The sequence below is a fragment of the Pseudarthrobacter sulfonivorans genome (assembly GCF_001484605.1).
Taxonomy (GTDB): Bacteria; Actinomycetota; Actinomycetes; order Actinomycetales; family Micrococcaceae; genus Arthrobacter; species Arthrobacter sulfonivorans_A.
In genome coordinates this window covers 2,739,961-2,764,155 of record NZ_CP013747.1, presented here as the reverse complement: position 1 = coordinate 2,764,155, position 24,195 = coordinate 2,739,961, and the positions used below count along the sequence as shown (strand labels likewise).

Below are 24,195 nucleotides of genomic sequence, written 5' to 3'. Positions count from 1 at the left end.
TACGGAGAAGATCCTGCTGGGTTGGGAAGAAGTTGTGGGGGTGTGCAACCTGGGGGTTTAGAAAACGGACCAGCCGGTGCGGTCGGAAAGGTCGGCGAGAGCGGCGGTGCCGGCCAGGGAGTTTCCTTTGGCGTCCAGCCGCGGGCTCCAGACGCAAATGGCACAAACACCTGGAACAATGACCAGGATCCCGCCGCCCACACCGCTTTTTCCGGGAAGGCCCACGCGGTAGGCGAACTCGCCAGCGGCGTCATACATCCCGCACGTCAGCATGATGGAGCCGATGCGTTTCGCGTCGCTGGGGGACACCACGGTTCCGAGCGATCCGTGGCCGTCCCGGGCGAGGAAGAGTCCCGCTTTGGCGAGTTCCACGCAGGTCATCATGATGGAGCATTGGCGGACGTAGTTTTGCACCACTGATTCCGCGGGCTGCTTCAGGTTGCCGAAGCCCTTCAGGAAGTGCGCCAGGGCCCGATTGCGGCTGCTGCTGGCGAGCTCGCTGGCTGCGGCGGCCTCATCGATGAATGGCCCAGTGCTGGCCGCCTGGGCGGTGAGGAACCGCAACACCTGGGCGGCGGCGTCGGACGTTTCTTCCATCAGGTGATCGGTGACCACCAGGGCGCCGGCGTTGATGAAAGGGTTCCGCGGGATGCCGTGCTCCAGTTCCAGCTGAACCAGGGAGTTAAACGAGGTGCCGGACGGTTCGCGCAGCACGCGGGACCACAGTATCCCTGAGCTGTCGCCTCGAAGCGCCATTGCGAGCGTGAACACCTTGGAGATGCTCTGGATGGAAAACGGGACGTCGGCATCGCCGGAACTGAACACCTCACCGGAAGTGGTGGCGACGGCGATCCCGAACCTGTCGAAAGGTACCGCTGCCAGGAGGGGGATGTTGGCCGGGACAGAACCGGTTTCCTGCTGTGGCCTGTGGCTGCGAACGATGTCGTCCAGTATTGGGTCCAACGGCGGTGCTTTGAGTGCTGTGGTCATTTCCTGCCCAGTTGTTCTTTAGGTGTGCCGGCCCATTCCTGGATGTGGAGCAGGGCCACCAGGGAGTCCCGCGGGTTGCCGAAGTTCAGCCCAGTCGCCCGGGATGCCTTGCTGATCCGGTAGTAGACGGTGTTCTTGTGCAGCCCCATCCTGCTGGCGCACTCGGCGACATCGAGCGAGGCTTCGAAGTACGCGTGCAGGGTTTCCGCAAGTTCGGCGTCCTGCCGCAGCAGGGCGGAAAGACTGCGGTGGCGGAATGTGGAGGACGTGAAATTCTGGACTGCCTCGCGGAAGAGGACCTCTCCCTCGAAGTCGTCCACGGTGGCAACGGCCGTATCCGGAGACGTGCCTACGCAACTCAACAGGGCCTCGGTGATACGGGTGGTTGAGTGGATGGACAGCAGGTCCGGGACTACCGGACCGACGGCTGCGAACGGGCTGATGCCGAGGTGCTTGCCGGCATCACGGACGATGGATTCGGCCAGGCTCCGCAGCCCGGGCTCCGCGACGGTTGACTGCAGGCCAGGGACAATCACGGCGGTGTCGCCCTTGAACTGGCCCACGACGGCGGACGCCTTGTAGGCGGCGGCGTGGATGGACGCCAGATTGGCGAGTTCGCCGTGCTTCAGTGCTGCGTCGTCGGCCTGAGCATCGGCATCGGACATTCCTATCAGGATCAATGCGGCCGGGCGCTCAGCGGAGATCTTCTCGCTGTGTGCACTGGCCGCGGCTTCCGCCGGACCTGACAAAATCCGGGCAATGCGGTCTTCGCGCATGTGTACGGACTGCTGGTTGCGGAAACGGATCAGCTCGGCGGAGGCCCGTGCAGCAGATCCGGTGAGCACGTGATCAACGTCCGTGCCGAAGCCCGCCCCCGTTTCCTGCAGCCAGATGTAGCCCATGATCCGGTCCCCGGCGAACAGAGTGACGGCCACCCGTTCCCGCAGCCCGTCCTGGGGCCGGGCCGGTACCCGCACCGGCAGCCGGGTCCTGTGCAGTTCACGGTAGGCGCCCAGGTCCTTCAGCAGCAGCTCGTATTTACGCGGACCGCGCCGGGCCAGGATGGAGGCCTTGCGCAGCTCGTCGATGTCGTTCGAAACAGTGGAGTATGCCAGGACCTTGTTGGCGGCGTCTTCGATGACCACGTGGCTGGATGTGAGCCTGGCGGTGGTCTGGGCGATGGCAAACAGGTCCTCTTCCAGCAGCGTCAGCACTTCGCTCTGGTAGCTGCGTGGCTGGATGCGGTCCTTGGCGATGGACAGCAGCCGGTCCCAGTCAGCCCCCGGATCCACCAGGAGCAGGCCCGTGCCGGCATCGCGGAGCAGCTCTTCAGCCTCGGCGAGCTCTTCACGCCTTCCCTTGACGGCGACCACCGGCGGAGGGTTCTTCAGGAGCCGCCGCAGCGCGGGCAAAGCCGAGCGGCCGCGGACGCCGATCAGCAGGACAAAGGCCGCGCCGCCGTCGGACGTTTCATCATCCGCATCCACTATCAGGAACCGTTCGATCACAGAGCCGGCCGGAGCAGGCCGGAGGATGAGGCTGGCGAAACCCAGAGGGAGGTCCGAGAGAATATCGTCCACCGTAACCGCGGCCATGGGCTTCCTTCTGCGTCGATCTGGCCGGACGACTCTGTCCGGTCACCTCATGCTATCGAGGCAGGCTCCCCCAAAATATGGAAAGGAACCCAAATGCAGTGGCAGCTTTTCGGTTAGCGGACCAAGTTTCTACGGTTCATGGCCCTGTATGGCCTAGGGCCGGCCTTTACAACGAAGCCGAGGAACGGATGACCAGCCTTTAGCTGCACCTCCAACCACCGGGCCCTGCACTTTGGTTGGAAGCCCCCACGCGAGTTGGACTCGAGCGCGGGGGCTTCCGGGGCTTCGGCGGGGGGACCGAAACCGAGATCAATCTACCGAATCCTTGCGGGCGCATAGGTCGAAAATGGCCGGCTCGCACAAATCTTGTGTGAACCTTGAGCCAGCCCGCCTCTAGCCCCTGGCAGCCCAACCCTCAGACGCTAACTCGCTGGCCGCAACGAGGTGATCATCCGCTTGATGTCCTGGTACTCCGGGGTCGCCGCGTACTTCTTGGCCTGCTCCAGGTACGGCAGAGACTCGGCCCCCGGCGTCACGTTGTTCCCGGGGTTGTAGAACGCGCCGAACATGGCAGCGGTGGGCGGCCACGTGAAGAAGTGGAAGATGGCGCAGGCCGAGTCGCCCGTGGGCGCCGCCCACGCGATGCCGTAGGCCGCGGCCGGCGTGTTGGCCGGACCCGGCGCAGCATCGTTGCCGCGGGTCTCAAAAACAAACCAGGGCGCCGCGCCGCCCTGCACCAGCAGCGGCAATTCTTCAGACTCCAGCACCTCGTACGGGAACCGCTCCAGGCACGTGGACCCGGTGGCCATGTTGGTCCGGAGTGTCGCCAGCGGCTTGCCCGCCTGGTTGGTCACCTCGGCGAAGGCACCGCCGCCCTCCGGCAGTTCGCCGGCCGGGTCCCGGACGCTCCACGCGGCCGGGTGTTCGAACGTCAGTTGGCCGTCCGCCGTGGTGTAGCTGGTCCAAGCGGCCGACGCCGGCGCGGTGCCGGTGGCGCTCGGCGAGACTGTCGCCGTCGGCACGGCAGTGGTGGTTCCGGTGGCCGCGGACGTGACGGTGGGGCTGGGACTTGCCGTCGGGCCCGGCTGCGGGCCGCACCCCGCCAGCAGCAGCGCCATCAGAATAGCTGTGGGAATTACCGCGCCTGATACGGCGGGACTGCGCATCACACCCTCCTTTGGGTCCGAGTTTGGTCCTTAAATTGTGGAGCTGGCGGGCGCATAAGGATCCCGCGGCGGCGCGATTGGCACCGAACCGTTGCGGGGATAACGAACGGATCCCGCAAAAATGCCCGGCTCAGGAATAGAGGGCCGCGAGCAGTTCGACGACGCCCTGCGTCCCCGCAGGCGGGTCGGACTTGGACCAGGCGACATAAACGGGAACCGGGGCGGCATCACGCACGTGCCGGTACACAACACCCTTGCGCCGGTACTGGTGCGCCGTTGATTCCGCAGTGATGCCCCGCGCCTTGCCGCTGCCGATCACCGTCAGCCAATCGTCGACGTCGTCCGTGGCGATAGTGCGCTGCGGCTGCTGGCCTTCCGGCCACAGGTCCAGGCGAGTACTTCCGGTGCGCCGGTCCAGGGCAATCGGTTTGGCCGCGGCTTCTGCAAGGGTGATGCTTCGCTTGCCGGCAAGGGCGTCATCCGCTGCCATGGCGCAGAAGCGGCTCTCCAGCCCGATAAGGACAAGGCTGATGGCCGCCGTGTCGGGGACCCGCCGCAGGATGGCGAAGTCGCTGGTTCCTTCCGCCAGTCCCGCCGTCGGGGTGTTGGTCCGGATGAGGTACAGCTCCGTGTTGGGAAACGCGTCAGCCCACCTGCGCTGGAATTCCGTGGTGTGCCGGCCCAGCGCGGACCAGGCGTAGCCGATCCGGACTGTGCCGCCGCCGTCGGCCGCCTCCTGCTGGATGGCCTCCAGAATCGAGAGAACACGGCGGGCATGCCGGACCGTCCGGTCGCCGGCGGCCGTGAACTCAATGCTCCTGGTGGTTCGGTGCATCAGGCGAACCCCCAAGGCGCGCTCCAGTGCAGCGATGTTGCGCGACACCGCCGCCTGCGACATGCCCAGCTCAATGGCGGCGTCAGTGAACGTGCCTGCTTCGGCCACCCCAACGAGGCAACGCAGGTGCCGCAGCTCCATGTCCATAAGCTCATTCTATTCATACGCTGGGCGCATAAGAGCGCCCGTCTATGCATTTTGGAGGAACCCGCTGCGGCCCCACACTCCAAGGATGGACAACACATTAACTGCCGGCCGAGGCCGGGCTGGCGCCATTCTGGTGGCGAGCGCGCTCTCCAACCAGCTGGGTGCTGCCAGCGGTTCACTGGCCTTCCCCGCAATAGGCCCGGTTGGCGTGGTCGCAGCGCGGCAGCTCATTGCCGCGGCGGTGCTGCTGCCACTTGTCCGGCCACGCATCTTCTCCTTCACCCGCCACCAGTGGTGGCCCGTTCTTCTGCTGGCGCTGGTGTTCGGGACGATGAACCTCTCCCTGTACGCGGCCGTGGAGCGCATCGGGCTGGGCCTCGCGGTCACGCTCGAATTCCTGGGCCCCCTGGCCCTCGCCCTGATCGGTTCACGGACCAAGGTGAGCGCCGCCTGCGCCCTCCTTGCCGCGGCCGGAGTTGTGGCCATCACGCAGCCGGAGGCGTCCACGGACTACGTGGGCATCGGCCTGGGACTGGTCGCCGCGTGCAGCTGGGCCGCCTACATTCTCCTGAACAGGACCGTGGGCAAGCGGATCCCGGGCATCCAGGGGACGGCGGCCGCAACCGGAGTGTCGGCCGCACTCTTCCTCCCCGTGGGGCTGGTGACGTTCCTCAACCACCAGCCGGACGCGTTCACCGTCCTCTGCGCAGCAGGCGCCGGCGTACTGGCGTCCGTGGTCCCGTACGTCGCGGACGTGATCACCCTGCGCCGCATCCCCACCAGCCTGTTCGGGGTTCTGATGAGCATCAACCCCGTCTTTGCGGCTTTGGTGGGGGCGCTGGCGCTTGGTGAAGCCCTGGGCATTGTGCAGTGGGCCGGCATTTTCCTGATCGCTGTGGCTAATGCGGCCCTCACCGCCGGGGCCGGGCGGCGCCCGCCAGTCTCGGTCAGGAGAAGTTCTTCAGGGCCGCCGTCAGCAGGTTCCCCGCCGCTCCCAGGCGGTGATGCACGCCGTCGGACGCCACCAACTCCCCGTTGATGACCACCGACGTGACGTCGGCGGCGGTGGCGCTCAACGGGAGCTGCTGCGGTTTCGATCCCGCGGTCCGTGCCGAGCCTGCGGCCACAGCCACCAGATCGCAGACAGCACCAACGCGCAAGGCCTCCGGCGCCACCGGCGTGGCCATGGAGCGGACTGCCCCCTCCGTGGCGGCGTGGAGCAGCTCCTCCGGCGAGAACCGGCCGCGTTCCCCAGAGCCAAGGCGCTCCCCGTACTCCAGGGCCCGCATCTCGATCCAGGGGTCGATCACGGCATGCTGGTCAGTCCCCAGCGCGATGGAGGCGCCGGCGTCGGACAGCGCCCGGGCGGGCCCGATGCCGTCGGCCAGGTCCGCCTCGGTGGTGGGACAGATGACCGCTGTTGCCCCGGCGTTTCCGAGCAAGGCGATGTCTTCAGCCGTCAGGTGCGTGCAGTGGACTGCAGACAGGCGCCGGCTGAGGAGGCCGTGCCGGGCCAGGAGTCCTGTGGGCGTCAGCCCGTGCGCTGCCAGGCACGCCGCGTTCTCGGCGGGCTGCTCGCTCAGGTGGATATGAAGCGGCAGGTCGTGCGGCAGCTGTTCGGCCACCACGGCCAGGTCCGCCTCCGGTACCCCGCGGACGGAGTGCAGCGCCGCCCCCACACTGACCATGCCCGGTGGGAAGGTCCCCGCGATGTGGGTCCGAAGGGAAGCCAGCCGGTCAAGCCAAGCATGCACGTCCCGGTCCCCGAACCGTGCCTGTTCCTGGCTCAGCGGCATGCCAATGCCGCCGGCCAGGTACAGCGTGTCCAGGAGCGTCAGCCGGATGCCGGCGGCAGCAGCAGCCCTCGCCAGGGCAAGCTCCATGGCATGCGGTTCCGCGTACGGTTTCCCGCGGGGCTGGTGGTGAACGTAATGGAACTCGGCCACGCTACTGAAGCCGGCCACCACCATTTCGACAAAAACCGCGGTAGCAAGCTGCTCGTAGGCTTCGGGCGTGAGCTCGGCTGCACTGCGGTACATGTGCTCCCGCCAGACCCAGAAGTCGCCGCGGTTGTGGTGCGTGCGGCCGCGCAGGATCCGGTGGAACGCGTGCGAGTGGGCGTTGGCCGCGGCGGGGAAAACAACGCCGGGCAGGAGATGCGCGCCGGGCGAGGCGTCTACAGACGGGGAGATGCGGGTGATCCGGCCGTCCTCGGCCTCGATCTCCACCCGTTCGGCAACTGTGGGACCGGCACCGCCGTCGACCATTCCCTGCTCGCACCAGTACCGCTTCACAGCAGGCCTGCCAGGACGTCCGCGAGGGCCGCAGCGCCCGCGCCGGCGTCCTCGTCCGTGACGTGCTCCTCCGGCGAGTGCGAAATTCCGCTGGGGTTCCGGACGAACAGCATGGCGGACGGCACAAACCCGGCCAGCACACCGGCGTCATGACCCGCCCCGGTGGCCAGCAGCGGCGCGTCCGGCAGCATCCCGCTGATGCTTCGGGTCAGGTCCGGATCAAAATGCACTGTCCCGCTGTAGGATTCCTCGGTCAGGGTCACGGTGCAGCCTTCCTCCGCTGACACCCGCTGGGCCCTCCCATGGATGGCTTCGATCAGCCGGGCCGTGACGGCGTCCTCCGGGTGGCGCGCATCCAGCCACATATCCACCCGGGAGGCGATGACGTTGGTGCCGCCCGGCACCGGGATAAGGCGCCCCACCGTGGCGCGCGCATCGGGCTGGCGGGCGGCGGCCTGCCGGATGGCCACGATGATCTGGGCGGCCGCCACCATCGGATCCGCCCGGTCCGCCATCAAGGTGGTCCCGGCGTGGTTGCCCTGGCCGCTGATGCTCAGCTTCCAGCGCCCGTGGCCCAGGATGGAACTGCCGACGGCGATGGCCGGGCCGCCCGCGCCGAGGCCCTTGCCCTGCTCCACATGCAGTTCAACGAAGTCACCGATCCGTGCCAGCGCCTGCGGATCCGGCCCGATGTGGCGCGGGTCCAGGCCATTGGCGCGGGCGACGTCGGCGAAGGTGTTACCGTCGCCGTCGCGCAGGTTCCGCGCTTTGTCGACGTCGATGGCTCCGGTCAGGAGTCGGGATCCGAGGCAGGCAACTCCAAAGCGGGAACCCTCCTCTTCCGGGAAGGCGGTAATGGCCAGGGAGCGGCGCGGCTGGACGCCCCGGGCCTTGAGGAGATCGACGGCGGCCAGCGCGGACGCGACCCCCAGGGGACCGTCGAAGGCCCCGCCGCCGGGGACGGAGTCGAGGTGGCTGCCGGTCACCAGGGCACCATCCTGGGGCTTGCCCCACCACGCCCAGATGATGCCGTTCCGGTCGGTCTCGACGTCCAGGCCACGCTGCGTTGCCTGCTCGATGAACCAGGACCTCAGGTCGAGTTCCGCCGTCGAGTAGACGGCCCGGGAATAGCCTCCGCGGACCGCATCGCGGCCCACGTCCTTGATGGAATCGAGGAGTTGGTTGACGGTTTCCACATGAACCTCCGATTGGTACGAACTGCCACCAAGTAAAAGCCACTTTCCACTCCATGGCAAGGCTTGGGGACAACTGCCCGTGACAATTAACGATCCTGCAACACGCCGGAAACGGGACTGTTGCACTGGCGGTGATCAACCCGGATTTTGTGAAGAACGAGTGAAAAGTAGGCGCCATCTATTGTCATCGAGTGAAAGTTGGTTTTTACTTAGTGGCAAGACATAGTGATTCACACCACTCGAAAGCGGGTCAACCAGTGGCTGCAGATTCTTCAACCCGGACGGTGGAACGGGCCCTGGCGCTGCTGAGTGCCGTCTGTACAGACGGTGCCATCAGCCTCAGCGACGCGGCCCGGCTGGTTGATTTGTCCGCCAGCACGGCCCTGCGTCTGCTCCGGACGCTGGAGGCCAGCGGGTTCGTATCACGGGATCCGGGCGGGAACTTCAGGCCCGGCGCCAGCGTCATCCAGCTGGGGGCACTGGCCCTGGGCCACGAATCCCTGGTATCCCTCTGCACCCCGGCCATGAAGGGACTCGTCGCAAAAACCGGGGAGTCCTGCTACCTCAGCATTCCCGGCACCGGCGACACCGGAATCTACATAGCAATCGTTGAAGGAACCCACTCGATCCGGCATGCCAGCTGGGTCGGCAGAAGTATCCCGCTGGAGGGATCGGCCGCAGGCAAAGTCCTCACCGGCGGCGAGTCCGAACGCGGCTTCGCAGTCATGCGCAGCGGCGTTGAAGATGACGTGACGGCTGTTGCCGCCCCCGTCATCATGGGCGGCCGGACCGTGGCCGCCCTGAGCATCGTGGCACCCAGCTACAGGCTGAACGAGCTGAAGGCAACGAAGATCGGCGAGGACCTGGCGAAGGTGGCCAAAACAATTCTCACCACGCCCTCCGAAAACCATGAAAAGCCCCTGGAAAGCATGGAAACAAAATGATCAGGTTTGAAAGTGTTACCAAGACCTACCCGGACGGGACAGTGGCCGTGGATGGGCTGGACCTCGAAGCCCCCACCGGCAAGCTGACCATCCTTGTGGGCCCGTCAGGCTGCGGGAAGACCACCTCGCTCCGGATGATCAACCGCCTCATCGAGCCCACCGCCGGAACCATTTACCTTGATGACCAGCCCACCTCCGGGATGGACGCAGCATTGCTCCGCCGCAGGATCGGCTACGTGATCCAGCACGCCGGGCTTTTCCCGCACCGCACCATCGTGGACAACGTGGCCACAATGCCGCTGCTCCTGGGCGAGAGCCGGCAGAAAGCCCGCATGAAGGCCCTTGAGCTCATGGAGCGCGTTGGCCTTCCGGCGAACTTCGCCAAGCGCTACCCCTGGCAGCTCTCGGGCGGCCAGCAGCAGCGTGTTGGCGTGGCCCGCGCCTTGGCATCGGACCCTGCGTTCATGCTTATGGACGAACCCTTCAGCGCCGTGGACCCCGTGGTCCGTGCGCAGCTCCAGGACGAATTCCTCCGCCTGCAGCGTGAAATCGGCAAGACCATCATCATGGTCACCCACGACATCGACGAAGCCCTCAAGCTCGGGGACCAGGTGGCCGTGATGCGCGTCGGCGGGAAGCTCGCCCAGATGGCCACACCGTCGGAGCTGCTTACCTCCCCGGCCGACGAATTCGTGGCCGACTTCGTGGGACGCGACCGGGGCTACCGTTCCCTCGGCTTCACCAATGTGGCCGGAACCGTGACGGTGAGCGAAGAGGCTGTGGTTCAGCTCGGAGACTCCGCCGCGGACGCACACGCCAGGGCCACCGGCGCGTGGGTCCTGGTGGTCGACGGCGGACGGAAGCCGCTTGGCTGGGCACAGCCCGAGCTGATCGTCGGCGAGCTCAAGCGGGAGCATCTGAACCTCAGCGGCACGTCAGCGACATCGGCCGGCACCATGCGCCAGCTGCTTGACGCAGCACTGTCCTCCCCCAGCCGGCGCGGCGTCGTCGTCAATGACACCGGTGAGCTCATCGGCACTGTCACTGCGTCCGACATCGTCAAGGCCATCGAAGCCGAACCGCACCTGGAGACGGCGCGATGAACATTGAATGGCTGGGCCGCCAGTTCGACAATATTGTGTTCCTGCTCGGCTGGCACGTCCTGCTTGCCGTCACCCCGTTGATCCTCGGCCTGCTGATTGCCCTGCCCCTGGGCTGGTGGGCACACCGCAGCCGCCGGATCTACCCCCTCTTGGTGGGCATCGCGGGCCTGCTGTACACCGTGCCCTCGCTGGCATTGTTCGTGCTGCTGCCGCTGGTGCTGGGCACCAAGATCCTGGACCCCCTCAACATCGTGGCCGCGCTGACCATCTACACTGTGGCCCTGCTGGTCCGAGTGGTTGCCGATGCCCTGGATTCCGTTCCTGAGGACACCGCCCAAGCGGCCAAGGCCATGGGCTACCGCGGCTACCAGAGCCTCCTCAAAGTTGAACTTCCCGTCGGCGTGCCGGTGATCTGCGCCGGTCTCCGCGTCGCAGCGGTCTCCAACGTCAGCCTGGTGTCAGTGGCCGCGCTGCTGGGTATCCCCCAGCTCGGTTCCCTCTTCACCCAAGGCTTCCAGCTGCGGTTCTTCACCCCGATCATCGCCGGCATCATCCTCTGCGTGGTCCTGGCCATGATCCTTGACGGCCTGATCATCCTCCTCAACCGGTGGCTGACACCGTGGACCCCCAAGGTGGTGGCATCATGAACTACTTGTTCGACCCCGCGCACTGGACCGGCGCCGACGGCATCCCGAACCTGATCGGCGAGCACCTCGTTTACTCGCTCATCGCCCTCGCCATCTCGGCCGTCATCGCAGTTCCGCTCGGCGTCTACATCGGTGTCACCGGCAAGGGCGTCTTCATGATCGCCGGCCTGGCCAATGCCCTCCGCGCCCTACCCAGCGTGGGACTGCTGATCCTGCTCGTGCTCCTGATCTCGCCGGCCTTCCCGTCCAAGATGGGCTACATCCTGCCGAGCCTCATCGTCCTGGTGCTGCTCGCGGTGCCGCCCATCCTGACCAACACCTATGCCGGCATCCGCGCAGTGGATGCGGCCGCCGTCGACGCTGCCAAGGGCATGGGCTTCCGCACCATGAAGATCCTCACGGATGTTCAGCTCCCCTGCTCGCTCCCGCTGGTGCTGTCCGGCGTCCGCAGCGCATTGCTGCAGATCATCTCGACGGCGACCATCGCGGCCTACATTTCGCTCGGTGGCCTCGGCCGCCTGCTGATCGACGGCAAGGCCCAGAACGACTACAGCCAGATGGTTGCCGGCGCCGTGCTGGTGGCCCTGATGGCCCTGGTCTTTGACCAGGTGCTCGCCTTCATCACGCGCCGGATCGTCTCACCAGGACTGACCCGGCGCACCGTCAATTCGGCCGCCGCGGCCGACACCGTGAAAATCCCCGTCACGCCCTGAATCACCGCCCCACGCATCATCCCACTCGCCGTCCGGCGAAAACCCCCAGCCTGGCCACTGCACACCCTGCGCCAGCCCCCAGAGAGAATTGACATGAAAAAGTACCTGACCGGCATCACCCTCGCGGCTGCTGCCGCCCTTGCCCTGACCGCCTGCGGCGGGGATCCCATGAGCAACTCCAACACCCAGGCAGGCTCCAGCGACAGCATCATTGTGGGCTCCGCGGACTTCCCGGAAAGCCAGCTCATCGCCAAGATCTACGCCGAGGCCCTCAAGTCGAAAGGCGTCCAGGTGACCGAAAAGCCCAGCATCGGCAGCCGCGAAGTCACCATCCCGGCCCTCAAGGACGGCTCCATCGATCTCATGCCCGAATACGGCGGAGCCCTCCTGCAGTACCTTGATTCCGCCACCAAGGCAGTCTCCTCCGAAGAGGTCGCCAAGGAACTGGCCACCAAGGTCCCCTCCGGGCTGACCATGCTGACGGCGTCCGAAGCCGAGGACAAGGACGTCCTGGCGGTCAAGAAGGAAACGGCCGAAAAGCACAACCTCAAGTCCATCAGCGACCTCCAGCCCGTGGCCAAGGAGCTCGTCCTGGGCGGCCCGCCGGAGTGGAAGACCCGCCTGAACGGTGTGGCCGGCCTCAAGTCGGTCTACGACCTGGAGTTCAAGGAATTCTCAGCGCTCGACGCCGGCGGTCCCCTGACGCTGAACGCCCTGCTTTCCGGCCAGGTACAGGTAGCCGACCTCTTCAGCACCGACCCCGCACTGGCCGCCAACAACCTGGTTGCCCTCGAAGACGACAAGAACCTCTTCCTGTCCGAGAACATCGTCCCGGTCATCAACGAGAAGAAGTCCACGGCCACCGTCAAGGAGGTCCTGGACAAGGTCTCGGCCGCGCTCACCACGGAAGACCTCATCGAGATGAACGGCCGCGTGGCGAAGTTCGAGGACATCGGCCAGATAGCCCAGGACTGGCTCAAGTCCAAGAACCTGGCCTAGGCCGGCCGCAGGATATTAGGAGAATTACATTGAAAGCCGATTTCACTACCGGTGCCCGCCCGGTCAAAGCTGCCCGCGGCACCGTGCTCACCGCCAAGAGCTGGCAGACCGAAGCCCCGCTGCGGATGCTGATGAACAACCTGGACCCCGAGGTCGCCGAGCGCCCGGATGATCTGGTGGTTTACGGCGGGACCGGCCGTGCCGTCCGCAGTTGGGCGGCGTTCGATGCGATCACCCGCACCCTGGAGACCATGGAGAAGGACGAGACCCTCCTGGTCCAGTCCGGCAAGCCGGTCGGTGTGTTCCGGACCAACGAATGGGCGCCGCGGGTGCTGCTGGCGAACTCCAACCTCGTGGGCGACTGGGCGAACTGGCCCGAGTTCCGCCGGCTCGAGGCCGAGGGCCTGATGATGTACGGCCAGATGACTGCCGGGTCCTGGATCTACATCGGCACCCAGGGCATCCTGCAGGGCACCTTTGAGACCTTCGCCGCGATCGCCCGCAAACTCACCGGGGACCAGGACGGCACCCTCGCAGGGACCCTGACCCTCACGGGCGGGTGCGGCGGCATGGGCGGTGCCCAGCCGCTCGCGGTCACCCTGAACGAGGGCGCCTGCCTGATTGTCGACGTCGACGAAAGCCACCTGCGCCGCCGCGCTGGCAAACGCTACCTCGACGAGGTCGAAACCGACCTCGACACGGCGATCGCGAAGGTCCTGGCGGCCAAGGAAGATCGCCGCGGCTGGTCCGTGGGCTACGTCGGGAACGCCGCCGAGGTTTTCCCCGAGATACTGCGCCGCCACCGTGCGGGGGAGCTGACCGTCGATATCGTCACGGACCAGACCTCCGCCCACGACCCGCTGTCCTACCTGCCCGAAGGCATCACGGTCCAGGAATGGCACACCGAGGCCGCCGCCGACCCGGAGGGCTTCACCAAGAAGGCCCAGGCCTCCATGGCGAAGCACGTCCAGGCCATGGTGGAGTTCCAGGACGCCGGCGCCGAGGTCTTCGACTATGGCAACTCCATCCGCGACGAGGCCCGCACGGGCGGCTACGCCCGCGCCTTCGAATTCCCCGGCTTCGTCCCGGCCTACATCCGCCCGCTCTTCTGCGAGGGTCTGGGCCCGTTCCGCTGGGTCGCGCTCTCCGGAGACCCGGAGGACATCGCGGTCACGGACAAGGCCATCAAGGAACTCTTCCCCGAGAACAAGCACCTGCACCGCTGGATCGACGCGGCACAGGAACGGGTGGAGTTCGAAGGCCTGCCGGCCCGGATCTGCTGGCTCGGCTACGGCGACCGCGCCAAGGCCGGCCTGCTGTTCAACCAGCTCGTCAAGGACGGCAAGGTCAAAGCGCCCATCGTGATCGGCCGCGACCACCTCGACTCCGGCTCCGTCGCCTCCCCGTACCGGGAGACCGAGGCCATGGCCGACGGCTCCGACGCGATTGCGGACTGGCCGCTGCTCAACGCCCTGCTCAACACCGCCTCCGGCGCCACCTGGGTCTCGATCCACCACGGCGGCGGCGTCGGCATCGGCCGCTCCATCCACGCCGGCCAGGTCTCCGTCGCCGACGGCACCGACCTCGCCGCGCAGAAACTCGAACGCCTCCTCACCAACGACCCCGGCATGGGCGTCATCCGCCACGCCGACGCCGGCTACAACCGCGCCACCGACGTCGCCAAAGAACGCGGCGTCCGCATCCCCATGCAAGAAACCCGGTAACCGACCCCTTCGGTGGTCGGGCTGGCGGGGAGCGAGACCTGGATCTTGACAAGCTCGATCACCGGCCCAGAGAAAGAATCAGTCCATGATTGAAATCGACGGCACATGGCTGCGTCTGGCCGATATCACCAAGGTGGCTGCCGGGGGCACCCGGGTGACGCTGGCGCCGTCGGCCGTTGAACGGATGGCGGCATCCCAGCGGTCGGCGCGGGCAACCGCCCGAGCCCGGCCCGTTTATGGGCGTTCCACCGGGGTCGGCGCCAACCGCTCCGTCACGCTGGATCCAACGGATACAGGGATGGACCTGCATGGGCTGAATCTCCTGCGCAGCCATGCGGTGGATGCCGGGCGGGCCCTCGACCGTGAAACCGTGCGGGCGATGCTTGTGATCAGGCTCTCCCAGCTGTCGGCAGGTGCCTCCGGCATCAACCCGGCCATAGCAGAAGCGCTCGTGGAGATGTTGAACCGTGATGCTTTGCCGGAGGTGCGGGAATTCGGCGGGATCGGGACGGCCGACCTGCCGGCTTTGGCCGGGACCGCACTCACACTCCTGGGCGAGCGGCCAACCATGGGCGGCGGCATCATCCCCGAAGCGCTGGACGGCTGGGGCACGGAGGACGCCCTGCCATTCATCAGTTCCAGCGCGCTCACCGTTGCCCAGGCTGTGCTGGGCCATCAGAAACTTGCCGTCCTGGTGGAGAACCTCACGCTGGTGAGTGCTCTGTCCTTCACCGCAATGTCAGGCAATCCGGAAGCGTTCAGCCCTGAGGTGGCCCGGGCGTCCGATTCGCCTGCCGTGGGGGAAATGGCGGCGACACTTCACGGGCTGGTGGCTGGGACCGGTGTGGCCGCCCGGATCCAGGATCCGTACTGTCTGCGCACTTTGCCGCAGGTCCTCGGGGCGGTCACGGAGGAGCTTGCCTCGCTTGAATTGCTCCTGAACCGGCTTGTTGTTGCCGGCCACGAGAACCCGATGGTCTTCGGCTCTGAGACCGACGGGACCAACGGGGTGGCCCATCACGGCCTTTTCCAGATGACAACCCTTGCCAGGCGGATAGACGCCTTGCACCTGGCCCTGGGTACGGCCTGCGCCACCAACCTCCGCCGGATAGACCTGCTCTGCGACCCCGCGTTCACGGGTCTCAACCGGTTCCTGGCAGCCGACGATTCCGGCCAATCCGGCGTCATGATGCTGGAATACGTAGCTGCTGCCGCCGCGGGGCTTGTCCGCGCCAACGCCCAGCCCGTGAGCCTGCAGACAGTGGTCCTGTCCCTCGGCGCCGAGGAAGACGCCAGCTTCGCCAGCCTGGCGGCATCCCGGCTGGACTCCACCGTCCAGGCGCTGGCGACCATGACGGCTGTTGAATTGGTGTGTTCAGCGCGGACACTGCGGATGCAGGGACGGAAAACGTCCGAGTTCAGCAATCCACTGCTCAGGAGAACCCTCGAAACCGGATTCACGCTGCCGGCTGCCAGCCAGGACCGCGACCTCCGCCCCGACGTCGATATGGCGTTGAAACTCGTCCGGCTGCCGGCCTTGGGACGACACCCGTAAAACAACACGGAATCTTCCCCGAAAAATTGATCCAACCTTGAGCCAACCCTTGGCAACTCATGCAGTTGGCGGTCCACGCTGGATTTATCACCACAAGAATACGGCGGGGAAGCAGGAAGATTCATGGGGAAGGAATCAGCTCTGGACGAGGTCGTCGCGGTGGGAGGACTGATCACTGATCACCACCCGCTCGACTTCCACACCTTGGGGCTGGCCGGTTGCATTGACCGGCTGACCGGCCCCCTCCGTCAGCAAGGAACGGCAGTCCGCTGGGATACTCCGCACTGGGGCATCGAGATCCCGGCGGACTGCGCGTCCCTCCTCTACCAATCGGCCCGCGAAGCGCTGAGCAACGCCTTCAAGTACTCCGACGCCGCCGAGCTCACCGTCCAGTTGTCCGCCGTTGACCACGGCATCCGCCTTGTGGTGTCCGACGACGGCACGGGCTTTGACTGCCACCTCGCGTTAAGCGGCAAGAACCACGGCTACGGGTTGCGGCTGATGTCCGTGGCAGTACATGAGGCCGGCGGCACCGTCAGCGTCTGTTCGAAGCCAGGGGAGGGCACCACCGTGACGGTCACCCTTCCCCTGGACTGAGCCTGTGGGCTTGGGAAGGCTGGACTACCGTGAAAGCTTGTCCGGATCCGGCTCCGGATCGCCGATGTGGCCCGGCGCATTGGCGGCCAGTACCCGCTGGACGAACGCGCTGTATTCCTCCATGTAGTGCCGCAGGAACTTGGCTGTGCCCTCATCCCGGACCTCGCCGTCGTCGCCAAAGACGCCGGGCTTGAAGTGAATGTACACTTCCGGGGCGTTCAATTGGGGGGCGTCCAGGAAGCTCAGCACACTCCGCATGGAGGACTGCATCACGGCCGTGCCGATGCTGCCCGGCGAGGCGCCGATGATCCCGGTGGGCTTGCGCGCGAAGGAGTTGGTGCCCCAGGGCCGCGACGCCCAGTCGATGGCATTCTTGAGCGCTCCCGGAATGGAGCGGTTGTATTCGGGGGACACAAACAGGATGCCGTCCGAGGCCTCGATCGCTTCCTTGAGGGCGCGGCCTGCCGGCGGGAAATCGGCGTCGTAGTCGTAGCTGTAGAGGGGCAGGTCCTTAATAGGGATCTCGGTGAATTCAAGGTCCGCCGGGGCCAGCTTGATGAGGGCCTTGGCGAGTGTGCGGTTGATGGAGCCGGTGGCCAGGCTCCCCACGAAGTATCCAATTTTCTGCGTTGCCATGAGATTGTTCCTTCCCAACAGCCGGAAGAGCCGGCTGGCCGTAGAGCTTTACAGGATGAAGCGGGCACAGTGCGCCCCCAGTCCAGCACAGAACACGTGCCGCCGCCAGAGCTCTGGAAGGGTTCTTGACACCCCGCTTCGGGAGGCGCTGAATGATGGTTGAGGCACATTCCACACACCATAGGAGCGGTTGAGATGAAGGAAAAACCAGTCGTGGCGCAGCGCATCCACAGCGAGGCTCCGGCCGAAGGGGACGAGTTGGCGGACCCCACCGACATTCGAGTGCACTCCCAGGAACCCGCCGAAGGCGCCGACACCGACGACGACTAACCGCCGTCTCCCTCCCCTCTGGCCCACGCGCCCCTGAAGCCTTGCCACTGACGCCCTGCCTCTGACGCCTTGCCCGCAACGGCGATAGGTAAGCATACTGACTGTATTCAGTTTGTCATCAGACCGTTCCAGTCAAAGGAGACGTTGTGAGCAGCAAAGTCGAGAAGCGGATTGTGGTTGACGTGCCGGTCAGCACCGCCTACAACCAGTGGACCCAGTTCGAGGATTTTCCGCAGTTCATGGGTGGCGTGGAGAGCGTGACCCAGCTCAGTGCCGACCGCCTGAAGTGGGTGGCCCATATCGCCGGGATCCGCCGTCAGTGGGAAGCCACCATCGTGGAGCAGATCCCGGACCGCAGGATCGAGTGGGCGTCCACCGAAGGGGCCACGAACTCCGGCGTTGTGGAATTCTCCGACGCCGGCGGCAACAAGACCGAGCTCTCCCTCACCCTGGAGTACCAGCCGGAGGGCATGGTAGAGAAGGTGGGCGACCTCCTCCACGTCGTGGCCCGCCAGGCGGAGCACGACCTGAAGAAGTTTAAGGAATTCATCGAACACGAGGGCCATGCCACGGGCGCCTGGCGGGAATCCGTCCCCGAGGGCGAGCCGTCGGCGTACAACCGGTACACGCACCCGTTCGACCAGACCGGCGGGATGGTCGATCTTGAGGGCGAGTCGGACGGCTCGGCAGAGGGCGAGATCCGCAGCGCGGCCCAACGCAAGGTCAAGAAACCGGACGACGACGGCACCCTCCCGCCGCTCGGCGGCAGCCTGGGCGACCGCTGACTGGCGGAGTCGCAGACTGGCTGAGTCGAACCTAAGGTGCCGCCCGCCGTCGTACTTTGCAACAGCAGTACGCGGCATCAGCTGCCCGGCCCCGCACGAGCGGTGCTGCCCCGCACCGCTCAAGCGGGGCAACACCGTCCCTACGTAAGCGGCCTAATCGCGGGCCGGCACCAGCACTACTTCGTGGGGGCTGGCCGGCCGCATGAACTGCGCATTCACGGCAGCCAGGGTGTTCCCGAACCGCGCAACCGTGGTGGGAACATCGAAGTGGGGACTGGTGATGGTGTCTTCGATCTCGCCGGAGGAGAGATCGTTGGAGAGGTCAATCCGGACGATCTGGTTCAGGAAGTTCTGCACCGCCCAGACGGTATGGCCCCGGACCAGGATGCCGTCAACATTCGGCACATCCACACCCTCGATCAAGGCACTATCGCCGGTCTCCGGGTCGACGGTGTACAGGGCCCTGTTGTTCGAATGAGCCACGATCAGGACCCGGCCGCCCTTGGCGGCGGCAATGCCGTTGAGGTCGAAGCCCGGAGTCAGCTCGGCAGCCGGCCCGCACAGCGGCAGGATCTCAACAGTGCCCAGCTCGCCGTGCCTGCCCACGGGGAGGAAGTAGAGCTCGCCAGCGGCCGAGTTCGTGAACCAGGCGCCGTCCCGCGTCAGGGCGACGTCATTAATGAACCCCGGAGCCAGCGTGAAGTCATCCACCGGCTCGCCTGATTCAGTGTCATAGACGAACGCCTTGCCCGTGCCGCCGCCCGCTACAAACAGCAGGTTGTTTCGCGTATCGGCCTTCATCCCGACGGCGGCCCTCGGCTGCGTATCAAATTCGGATACGTCGATGAACAACCGCGCTTTGCCTTCACGGATGTCGCCGCGGTAAATGTCCCCAAGTGCCAGGTCTCCGGCGTAGAACGTGGTTCCGCTGCCGGCGGCTATCCCCTCGGCGGAGGTGGCGCCCTTGAGCACAATGACTGAGTCTTCCGGCGGCGACGCCGAGGCCGGGAGGACAGGTGCCAACAACCCCATGAGTGCAATGAACCCAATGGCGGTACGTCGCTGTACTTTTCCTGAATTCTGGGTTGTGCGGGCCATGATTCTTCCTTGAATTTAGGTGATCCGCACGGGCCAACCTGCGGCAGGCCCGCACGATTGTCCTGCCAGTCTATGCACCCCGAGAACCGCCCCGCCAGAGTCCGGAGCCCCCTCCTTGTGCGGTCACACTCCGCCGTCCGGAGCCCCCGGAGCGGCAAGGCGCCGCGGTCTCTGCTTACAATCGAAACCTCAATCAACTACTGAGGGACCCATGAAGAAACTCGCCACCGCCCTGATCGCTGCCGGCCTCGTGCTTTCCGCTTCTGCGTGCACCACGCCCACCAAACTTTCCACCCCCGAAACCTGCGACCGCGTCAAAGCTGTCCTGGCGAACCCCGCGAACAACGTGGGCAAGACCGGCCTGGTGCGTCTCGCCAACCAGATCCGGCCCATCGAAGTTGTGGCATCGGATGACCTCAAGCCTGCGCTCGGATCCATCATCGCGTTCACGGACGAGTCCGCCAAGGAAGCCCCGGACGAGGCCAAGCTCGCCGAGCTGGAGGCCCAGTACCAGGAAGCCGGCGCCGCCTTCACTAAGCACTGCAGCTAAGACGCCTCCTGCGTTAACGTTCGACGGCGGCCGGTTGGCCGCCGTCGTTGGCTTATCCTTGGCTCGTGGATCTCTATCAGTCACTGCTCTCGTTCGGCCTTGTGGCCGGACTCCTGACGCTGGTTCCGGGCATCGACACGGCGCTGGTGCTCCGTTCGTCCCTCGCCAGGACCCGCGGTTTCGCCTTCGCCACGGCCTTGGGCATCTCCACCGGACTGATGGTGTGGGGAATCGCGGCAGCTGTGGGCGTCTCGGCGCTGCTGGCAGCATCTGAACTGGCCTACCGGGCACTCACCATCGCCGGTGCCGCCTACATGGTTTGGCTTGGCGCTTCCCTGCTGTGGAAGAGCCGGGCCAAGGACCCGTCATCCGCCTCGCCCGAGATTGGAGTGCCCGCGGCCTCCCGCCATCAGCTGTTCCAGGGCTGGCTGACCGGGACAGGCACTAATCTGCTTAATCCGAAGGTGGGGGTGTTCTACATCGCCACGATTCCCCAGTTCATCCCGCCGGGGACACCTCCGCTGCTGATGGGAATCTTGCTGGCCGGCGTCCACTGCGTCCTGGGCCTTGCGTGGCTGACCTTCCTGATTTTCGGAGCAGGTTTCGCCTCCAAGTGGCTGAAAGACGCCCGCAGCCTCCGGACCATCGACCGCATCACGGGCACCGTCCTGATCGGTTTCGGGCTGCGGCTCGCCCTCGAACCACAGCACTGACGCTAGTTCAGGGACAGGACCAGGTAGAGGGCTGTCAGGATCACTACTGTGGGTGTCATGACCAGGCGCTCCGGTTTGCTGCGGGAGATTCCGTTCAGCACGATGCCCACCGCGAAATAGGCCGTCAGCACCCAACAGAAGACGTCCGTGAAACCTTGGTTCACCAGCGGGGCCGCCATGCCAGCCTTGGCCAGCCCAACATAGGCGAAGACGACGTAAAGGATGATCGAGGTGGCGCTGCCGATCCGCAGCTTGGTGGGAAGGACGTTGTGCTGGCCTCCCCACGCGAACCGTCCCAGTGGTGCTCCTGCGATCAGGGCGGCCTGAAAAACCGCGAGCGCTGCCAAAAGTACACACGCAACAATCGCGGCTAGCTGGGCTAACTGCATCGAAGATCCCCATTCTGCGGGAGTTTTTGTCCAGATAACGTGCCAAAAACGCCGGTTTGGGCACGTTATCTGGACAAAAACTCTTGGTGCGGCAGCCGGCCTGTTGCAGGCACCGTCCGGACGTAAGCTTAATGTGACCTCCACCTCATGATGGGACGATCACACTGTCCCTTCCGTTAAACCATTGGCGAAAGGAGGCCAAGTGCTTATTGTCTTAACCGGAATCGACGGCTCGGGAAAATCCACGGCCGCCCGCGCCTTGGTAGATGCGGCCCAGGCTGACGGCGAAAACGCCCTGCTGCTCAGCAACCATGCCGGCAGGCGGAGCATGTCCGTGCTGGCTGAACGGCTGGGCATCCGCTGGCCCCGCCACCTGGCCGACGCCGTGGAAACCACCCTCCGCGTGGTCAACGTGCTTATGTCCCATGCCCGGGCCAGCCGTGTCGACGGACTGGTGGTGATGGACCGGCACCTCCACTGCCAGCTGGCCCTGCGCGCGGCCAAAGGTCTCCGGCGTGGCCGCCTGCTCCCCTGGCTGATCGCGTCCCTGCCGGCACCTGACGCTGTGGTGCACCTGGACGTGGAGCCTGCGTTGGCACACGAGCGCATCATGGCCCGCGGCACCGATTCGGAGACGCTGGCTGACCTGGAGGACCTGCGCGACGCCTACAGCTCCATGCCGGAATACCCGGGTTTCGTACAGCTCGACGCCGACTGCCCGCCGGCCGAGGTTGTGGCCAAGCTCAAGCGGATTGTGAACAAGCGGATCTTGCGCGCGGAAACGGCCGTGGCTGTTTAGCCCCGGCAGACCAGCTCCGGCTCAAACCAGCGCGCTCAAATCAGCGCGTGCAGTCCCCTGCTCCGCGGCCGTCCGAAGGACGCCGTACCCAGGAATTCAATAGCAACGAACGGCTCCGAGCCAACCACCCACTCATCATGCCCGGGAGGCAACGCATAGGTGTCATGGGCGCGGATGGTGGACCTCACGCCGTCGGACGTTTGAATCTCCAGACTGCCGGAGACACAGTAGCCGAGGTGACTGTGCTCGCAGAAGTCCGTCAGTTCCATAGGCTTGGCCGACTCGGACCAGCGCCAGCCGGGAGCGAGGATAAGGCGGGCCACGGAGTAGTCATCGACCGTGACGAGATCGAACTCGGCCTTATCCGGACACCGCTTTTTGTCCGGAATATCAAAGGATTTAACGGCCAGAGCTCTGATGAAATTTGCGGTCATGGGGACACAGCCTAGGGATCATTTTCGGCGGGCGCTTAGGGCTGGGACCAAGCGGTTGTGAGTGGATGCCGGCAGGCGGCTACGGAGTGCGGCGACGAAGTGCGGAGACCAACAAGGTGTATCTCTAACCGTATCCATCCGGCGCCTCAAGTCAATGGACCGCCGGACATTCGCGGAACGGGGAACTGACCCCCGCACAGGTCCCGGCCCCGGACCAGCCGGAATACTTCAAATGACGCCGGAGTTGTTGTTTAAACTGGAAAGCCGATTCACTGGTTTCCTGTCTTTTGCCATCAGAGTCTCCCGAAGGAACGCCATGAGCCCCCAACTGACCATCAAACTTCAGCCAGGTACCCAGGCCCCCGAGTTCACGCTGCAGGACGCCGAGGGCAAGGAAACCTCCCTGGCCAACTACCGCGGCAAGAACGTCATCGTGTACTTCTACCCGGAGGCGGCAACCCCCGGGTGCACCACCGAGGCCTGCGATTTCCGCGACAGCCTCTCATCCCTGCAGGGCTCCGGTTATGAAGTCCTGGGCATCTCCCCCGACGCCCCGGAGAAGCTGGCTAACTTCACCGGCGACTTCAACCTGACGTTCCCGCTGCTCTCCGACGAGGACCACGCAGTTGCCCTGGCCTACGGCGCGTGGGGCGAGAAGCTGGTCGACGGCGAGATCGTCGAAGGCCTCGTCCGCTCCACCGTGGTGGTGGACCCCGACGGCAACGTGTCGCTGGCCCAGTACCAGGTCAAGGCGCAGGGCCACGTGGCAGCCCTCCGGGAGTCCCTGGGGGTCTAGTCTGGCAGGGCACAGGTAGCCCACCAACCGGGAGTCAGGCATGGCGATCGAAGTCCGTCCGGGAACGCTGTTCGAAGACGTCAGAACGCTGGTTGGACCCAAGCGGCCCGATGCCAACGTGTGCTGGTGCCTGAGCTACCGCATCCCGTCCAAGCAGAACCTTGCGCTGCGCGGAACGGCCCGCGGCGACCTGGTGAAGGAGCTGGTGGCGCAGGATCCGCCGCCAGGGGTTCTGGCGTACGACGGCGACGAAGTAGTCGGGTGGGCAGCTGTCCATCCGCGCGCCGACACCAGCTTTGCCCGCAACCGCAGGATTCCGCACGTGGACGACCTCGATGTTTGGTCTGTGTGGTGCATCCGGGTCCGGCCCGGTTACCGCGGCAAAGGGATCTCCCATCATCTGCTCAAAGGTGCCGTGGAGCTGGCCCGCAGTTACGGCGCGCCCGCCATTGAGGGGTACCCGGTGGATAACGGCGGCAGCAAAGTGGACATCACCATGGCGTACGTGGGCACGCGCAAGCTCTTCGAGAAGGCCGGGTTCGTCAAGGCCGCTGATACGGATTCGGTGCTCAACGGATTCCCGCGCGTCCTGATGCGCCTGAACCTGCGCTAATTCCGCGCGAACTGACGCGGGACCAACTGACGCAGACTGCGCTAAATCAGGGTTTCTTCCGCCAGCTATCCGGCCAGTCGTTGTCTATGAACCACAAGGCCAGCAGCACCGCGTCCATGGTCATAAGCCCAGCTAAGAGGTAAGCCCAACCTGTATACCAATGCACGGTAATCTCCTGACCTGGTTTCCCCCAGCCACTCGATTGTCACCAAGTGTGGCACGGAAAGGGTCAAGAGGGAACGGCTACTTTGCGAGCGCCGCCAGGCGGCCGTGAACTTCGGTTTCGCGGTTGAGGAGGCGGGTGAGCTGTTCGACTTTTTCCGAGAGCTCCACGCCGACGGCCAGCCGGTCCCCCGGCCAGCTCGAGGCCTCCCATGACTCCCCCAGGGCCTGGGCCAGCGAGCGGGACAGCGAGCGGAGCTTCCAGGAATGGCTCAGGTAGTGAACGGTGCTGCGCGGGCGGCGGCCCTGCTTCAAGAGCCGCCGCCACGAGCGCCCCAGCCTGCCCGGCAGTCTGACGGATTCCGTTGGTTCCATAAGTCCTGCA

At 65.5% G+C, this 24,195-nt stretch carries 27 protein-coding genes; 16 read left to right on the top strand and 11 right to left on the bottom strand.

The genetic code is table 11. From position 1 onward, the window contains the following. Window positions 1-57 precede the first annotated feature (57 nt). The 4 genes from AU252_RS12440 to AU252_RS12425 form a co-directional block, all read right to left on the bottom strand. Window positions 58-990: a glutaminase gene (locus AU252_RS12440; RefSeq protein ID WP_058930992.1), complete on the bottom strand. Its 933-nt coding sequence runs from the start codon at window positions 988-990 to the stop codon at window positions 58-60. Continuing rightward, entirely contained in the window at window positions 987-2,585 is a 1,599-nt protein-coding gene (locus AU252_RS12435; RefSeq protein ID WP_058930991.1) for a PucR family transcriptional regulator, read from the bottom strand. Before AU252_RS12435 ends, AU252_RS12440 begins: the two co-directional genes overlap by 4 nt. Before the next feature lie 422 nt (window positions 2,586-3,007). Continuing rightward, window positions 3,008-3,751, bottom strand: a complete 744-nt coding sequence (locus tag AU252_RS12430) for a hypothetical protein (protein WP_058930990.1) — start codon at window positions 3,749-3,751, stop codon at window positions 3,008-3,010. Window positions 3,752-3,881: 130 nt separating this feature from the next. Continuing rightward, window positions 3,882-4,733 carry a LysR family transcriptional regulator gene (locus AU252_RS12425; RefSeq protein ID WP_058930989.1) on the bottom strand — a complete coding sequence of 284 codons (852 nt, stop codon included), beginning with the start codon at window positions 4,731-4,733 and terminating at the stop codon, window positions 3,882-3,884. Window positions 4,734-4,818: 85 nt separating this feature from the next. Here AU252_RS12425 and AU252_RS12420 point away from each other — a divergent pair, with 85 nt between their 5' ends. Next, complete coding sequence (locus tag AU252_RS12420) at window positions 4,819-5,772, top strand: EamA family transporter (RefSeq protein WP_083510363.1); 954 nt, start codon at window positions 4,819-4,821, stop codon at window positions 5,770-5,772. On the opposite strand, the gene AU252_RS12415 is transcribed toward AU252_RS12420, so the two are convergent. Beyond that, the gene (locus tag AU252_RS12415; protein ID WP_058930988.1) at window positions 5,681-7,027 is read right to left on the bottom strand and encodes a formimidoylglutamate deiminase; all 1,347 of its coding nucleotides are present in this window, start codon (window positions 7,025-7,027) and stop codon (window positions 5,681-5,683) included. The genes AU252_RS12420 and AU252_RS12415 overlap by 92 nt on opposite strands. Beyond that, on the bottom strand, window positions 7,024-8,223 hold the full coding sequence (locus AU252_RS12410; RefSeq protein ID WP_058930987.1) for an allantoate amidohydrolase: 1,200 nt from the start codon (window positions 8,221-8,223) through the stop codon (window positions 7,024-7,026). Before AU252_RS12410 ends, AU252_RS12415 begins: the two co-directional genes overlap by 4 nt. Window positions 8,224-8,480: 257 nt before the next feature. Here AU252_RS12410 and AU252_RS12405 point away from each other — a divergent pair, with 257 nt between their 5' ends. The 8 genes from AU252_RS12405 to AU252_RS12370 all read left to right on the top strand — a co-directional run bounded on the left by AU252_RS12405 (window position 8,481) and on the right by AU252_RS12370 (window position 16,505). After that, a complete protein-coding gene (locus tag AU252_RS12405; protein WP_346425548.1) occupies window positions 8,481-9,167 on the top strand; it encodes an IclR family transcriptional regulator in 687 nt (228 codons plus the stop codon). Next, window positions 9,164-10,270 (top strand): ABC transporter ATP-binding protein, encoded by a 1,107-nt coding sequence (locus tag AU252_RS12400; RefSeq protein ID WP_058930985.1) that lies wholly within the window; start codon window positions 9,164-9,166, stop codon window positions 10,268-10,270. The genes AU252_RS12405 and AU252_RS12400 overlap by 4 nt, the downstream gene beginning before the upstream one ends. Then, window positions 10,267-10,917: an ABC transporter permease gene (locus AU252_RS12395; protein WP_058930984.1), complete on the top strand. Its 651-nt coding sequence runs from the start codon at window positions 10,267-10,269 to the stop codon at window positions 10,915-10,917. Before AU252_RS12400 ends, AU252_RS12395 begins: the two co-directional genes overlap by 4 nt. Then, window positions 10,914-11,630: an ABC transporter permease gene (locus AU252_RS12390; protein ID WP_205630567.1), complete on the top strand. Its 717-nt coding sequence runs from the start codon at window positions 10,914-10,916 to the stop codon at window positions 11,628-11,630. The genes AU252_RS12395 and AU252_RS12390 overlap by 4 nt, the downstream gene beginning before the upstream one ends. Window positions 11,631-11,723: 93 nt before the next feature. Next, window positions 11,724-12,629 carry an ABC transporter substrate-binding protein gene (locus tag AU252_RS12385; protein ID WP_058930983.1) on the top strand — a complete coding sequence of 302 codons (906 nt, stop codon included), beginning with the start codon at window positions 11,724-11,726 and terminating at the stop codon, window positions 12,627-12,629. A gap of 29 nt (window positions 12,630-12,658) precedes the next feature. Then, a complete protein-coding gene (locus AU252_RS12380) occupies window positions 12,659-14,353 on the top strand; it encodes a urocanate hydratase (RefSeq protein WP_058930982.1) in 1,695 nt (564 codons plus the stop codon). 85 nt (window positions 14,354-14,438) lie between these two features. Continuing rightward, window positions 14,439-15,908 carry an aromatic amino acid lyase gene (locus tag AU252_RS12375; RefSeq protein WP_058930981.1) on the top strand — a complete coding sequence of 490 codons (1,470 nt, stop codon included), beginning with the start codon at window positions 14,439-14,441 and terminating at the stop codon, window positions 15,906-15,908. 123 nt (window positions 15,909-16,031) lie between these two features. Then, on the top strand, window positions 16,032-16,505 hold the full coding sequence (locus AU252_RS12370; protein ID WP_058930980.1) for a sensor histidine kinase: 474 nt from the start codon (window positions 16,032-16,034) through the stop codon (window positions 16,503-16,505). A gap of 24 nt (window positions 16,506-16,529) precedes the next feature. Here the strand turns inward: AU252_RS12370 and AU252_RS12365 are convergent, their stop codons facing one another. Then, window positions 16,530-17,141, bottom strand: a complete 612-nt coding sequence (locus AU252_RS12365; RefSeq protein ID WP_058930979.1) for an NADPH-dependent FMN reductase — start codon at window positions 17,139-17,141, stop codon at window positions 16,530-16,532. A 195-nt stretch (window positions 17,142-17,336) separates the two neighbouring features. Here AU252_RS12365 and AU252_RS24795 point away from each other — a divergent pair, with 195 nt between their 5' ends. Continuing rightward, window positions 17,337-17,471: a hypothetical protein gene (locus tag AU252_RS24795; protein ID WP_256468737.1), complete on the top strand. Its 135-nt coding sequence runs from the start codon at window positions 17,337-17,339 to the stop codon at window positions 17,469-17,471. Window positions 17,472-17,617: 146 nt separating this feature from the next. After that, the gene (locus AU252_RS12360; protein ID WP_058930978.1) at window positions 17,618-18,256 is read left to right on the top strand and encodes an SRPBCC family protein; all 639 of its coding nucleotides are present in this window, start codon (window positions 17,618-17,620) and stop codon (window positions 18,254-18,256) included. 153 nt (window positions 18,257-18,409) lie between these two features. Here AU252_RS12360 and AU252_RS12355 read toward each other — a convergent pair whose 3' ends face one another. Further along, window positions 18,410-19,354, bottom strand: a complete 945-nt coding sequence (locus AU252_RS12355; protein WP_058930977.1) for an SMP-30/gluconolactonase/LRE family protein — start codon at window positions 19,352-19,354, stop codon at window positions 18,410-18,412. Between the two features lie 211 nt (window positions 19,355-19,565). Between AU252_RS12355 and AU252_RS12350 the strand changes: the two genes are divergently transcribed. Together AU252_RS12350 and AU252_RS12345 are read left to right on the top strand one after the other, a co-directional pair. Then, window positions 19,566-19,904, top strand: coding sequence for a hypothetical protein (locus AU252_RS12350; RefSeq protein ID WP_058930976.1), 339 nt, complete (start codon window positions 19,566-19,568; stop codon window positions 19,902-19,904). A 65-nt stretch (window positions 19,905-19,969) separates the two neighbouring features. Continuing rightward, the gene (locus tag AU252_RS12345; protein ID WP_058930975.1) at window positions 19,970-20,617 is read left to right on the top strand and encodes a LysE family translocator; all 648 of its coding nucleotides are present in this window, start codon (window positions 19,970-19,972) and stop codon (window positions 20,615-20,617) included. A 2-nt stretch (window positions 20,618-20,619) separates the two neighbouring features. On the opposite strand, the gene AU252_RS12340 is transcribed toward AU252_RS12345, so the two are convergent. Beyond that, window positions 20,620-21,006, bottom strand: coding sequence for a hypothetical protein (locus tag AU252_RS12340; protein ID WP_058930974.1), 387 nt, complete (start codon window positions 21,004-21,006; stop codon window positions 20,620-20,622). 202 nt (window positions 21,007-21,208) lie between these two features. On the opposite strand from AU252_RS12340, the gene AU252_RS12335 reads away from it, so the two are divergent. After that, window positions 21,209-21,805 (top strand): dTMP kinase, encoded by a 597-nt coding sequence (locus AU252_RS12335; protein WP_058930973.1) that lies wholly within the window; start codon window positions 21,209-21,211, stop codon window positions 21,803-21,805. 35 nt (window positions 21,806-21,840) lie between these two features. Here AU252_RS12335 and AU252_RS12330 read toward each other — a convergent pair whose 3' ends face one another. Beyond that, window positions 21,841-22,239 carry a cupin domain-containing protein gene (locus AU252_RS12330; RefSeq protein ID WP_058930972.1) on the bottom strand — a complete coding sequence of 133 codons (399 nt, stop codon included), beginning with the start codon at window positions 22,237-22,239 and terminating at the stop codon, window positions 21,841-21,843. A 316-nt stretch (window positions 22,240-22,555) separates the two neighbouring features. Here AU252_RS12330 and bcp point away from each other — a divergent pair, with 316 nt between their 5' ends. Next, the gene (gene bcp / locus AU252_RS12325; RefSeq protein WP_058930971.1) at window positions 22,556-23,035 is read left to right on the top strand and encodes a thioredoxin-dependent thiol peroxidase; all 480 of its coding nucleotides are present in this window, start codon (window positions 22,556-22,558) and stop codon (window positions 23,033-23,035) included. Between the two features lie 40 nt (window positions 23,036-23,075). Continuing rightward, on the top strand, window positions 23,076-23,648 hold the full coding sequence (locus AU252_RS12320; protein ID WP_058930970.1) for a GNAT family N-acetyltransferase: 573 nt from the start codon (window positions 23,076-23,078) through the stop codon (window positions 23,646-23,648). A 243-nt stretch (window positions 23,649-23,891) separates the two neighbouring features. Here AU252_RS12320 and AU252_RS12315 read toward each other — a convergent pair whose 3' ends face one another. After that, complete coding sequence (locus tag AU252_RS12315; protein ID WP_058930969.1) at window positions 23,892-24,185, bottom strand: hypothetical protein; 294 nt, start codon at window positions 24,183-24,185, stop codon at window positions 23,892-23,894. Window positions 24,186-24,195: the final 10 nt, after the last annotated feature.

Bases quoted from the DNA above. Each gene is read 5' to 3' on its own strand.
- AU252_RS12440 (WP_058930992.1), bottom strand. From the start codon at position 990: ATGACCACAGCACTCAAAGCACCGCCGTTGGACCCAATACTGGACGAC.
- AU252_RS12435 (WP_058930991.1), bottom strand. From the start codon at position 2,585: ATGGCCGCGGTTACGGTGGACGATATTCTCTCGGACCTCCCTCTGGGT.
- AU252_RS12430 (WP_058930990.1), bottom strand. From the start codon at position 3,751: ATGCGCAGTCCCGCCGTATCAGGCGCGGTAATTCCCACAGCTATTCTG.
- AU252_RS12425 (WP_058930989.1), bottom strand. From the start codon at position 4,733: ATGGACATGGAGCTGCGGCACCTGCGTTGCCTCGTTGGGGTGGCCGAA.
- AU252_RS12420 (WP_083510363.1), top strand. From the start codon at position 4,819: ATGGACAACACATTAACTGCCGGCCGAGGCCGGGCTGGCGCCATTCTG.
- AU252_RS12400 (WP_058930985.1), top strand. From the start codon at position 9,164: ATGATCAGGTTTGAAAGTGTTACCAAGACCTACCCGGACGGGACAGTG.
- AU252_RS12395 (WP_058930984.1), top strand. From the start codon at position 10,267: ATGAACATTGAATGGCTGGGCCGCCAGTTCGACAATATTGTGTTCCTG.
- AU252_RS12390 (WP_205630567.1), top strand. From the start codon at position 10,914: ATGAACTACTTGTTCGACCCCGCGCACTGGACCGGCGCCGACGGCATC.
- AU252_RS12385 (WP_058930983.1), top strand. From the start codon at position 11,724: ATGAAAAAGTACCTGACCGGCATCACCCTCGCGGCTGCTGCCGCCCTT.
- AU252_RS12375 (WP_058930981.1), top strand. From the start codon at position 14,439: ATGATTGAAATCGACGGCACATGGCTGCGTCTGGCCGATATCACCAAG.
- AU252_RS12370 (WP_058930980.1), top strand. From the start codon at position 16,032: ATGGGGAAGGAATCAGCTCTGGACGAGGTCGTCGCGGTGGGAGGACTG.
- AU252_RS12365 (WP_058930979.1), bottom strand. From the start codon at position 17,141: ATGGCAACGCAGAAAATTGGATACTTCGTGGGGAGCCTGGCCACCGGC.
- AU252_RS24795 (WP_256468737.1), top strand. From the start codon at position 17,337: ATGAAGGAAAAACCAGTCGTGGCGCAGCGCATCCACAGCGAGGCTCCG.
- AU252_RS12355 (WP_058930977.1), bottom strand. From the start codon at position 19,354: ATGGCCCGCACAACCCAGAATTCAGGAAAAGTACAGCGACGTACCGCC.
- AU252_RS12350 (WP_058930976.1), top strand. From the start codon at position 19,566: ATGAAGAAACTCGCCACCGCCCTGATCGCTGCCGGCCTCGTGCTTTCC.
- AU252_RS12340 (WP_058930974.1), bottom strand. From the start codon at position 21,006: ATGCAGTTAGCCCAGCTAGCCGCGATTGTTGCGTGTGTACTTTTGGCA.
- AU252_RS12330 (WP_058930972.1), bottom strand. From the start codon at position 22,239: ATGACCGCAAATTTCATCAGAGCTCTGGCCGTTAAATCCTTTGATATT.
- bcp (WP_058930971.1), top strand. From the start codon at position 22,556: ATGAGCCCCCAACTGACCATCAAACTTCAGCCAGGTACCCAGGCCCCC.
- AU252_RS12320 (WP_058930970.1), top strand. From the start codon at position 23,076: ATGGCGATCGAAGTCCGTCCGGGAACGCTGTTCGAAGACGTCAGAACG.
- AU252_RS12315 (WP_058930969.1), bottom strand. From the start codon at position 24,185: ATGGAACCAACGGAATCCGTCAGACTGCCGGGCAGGCTGGGGCGCTCG.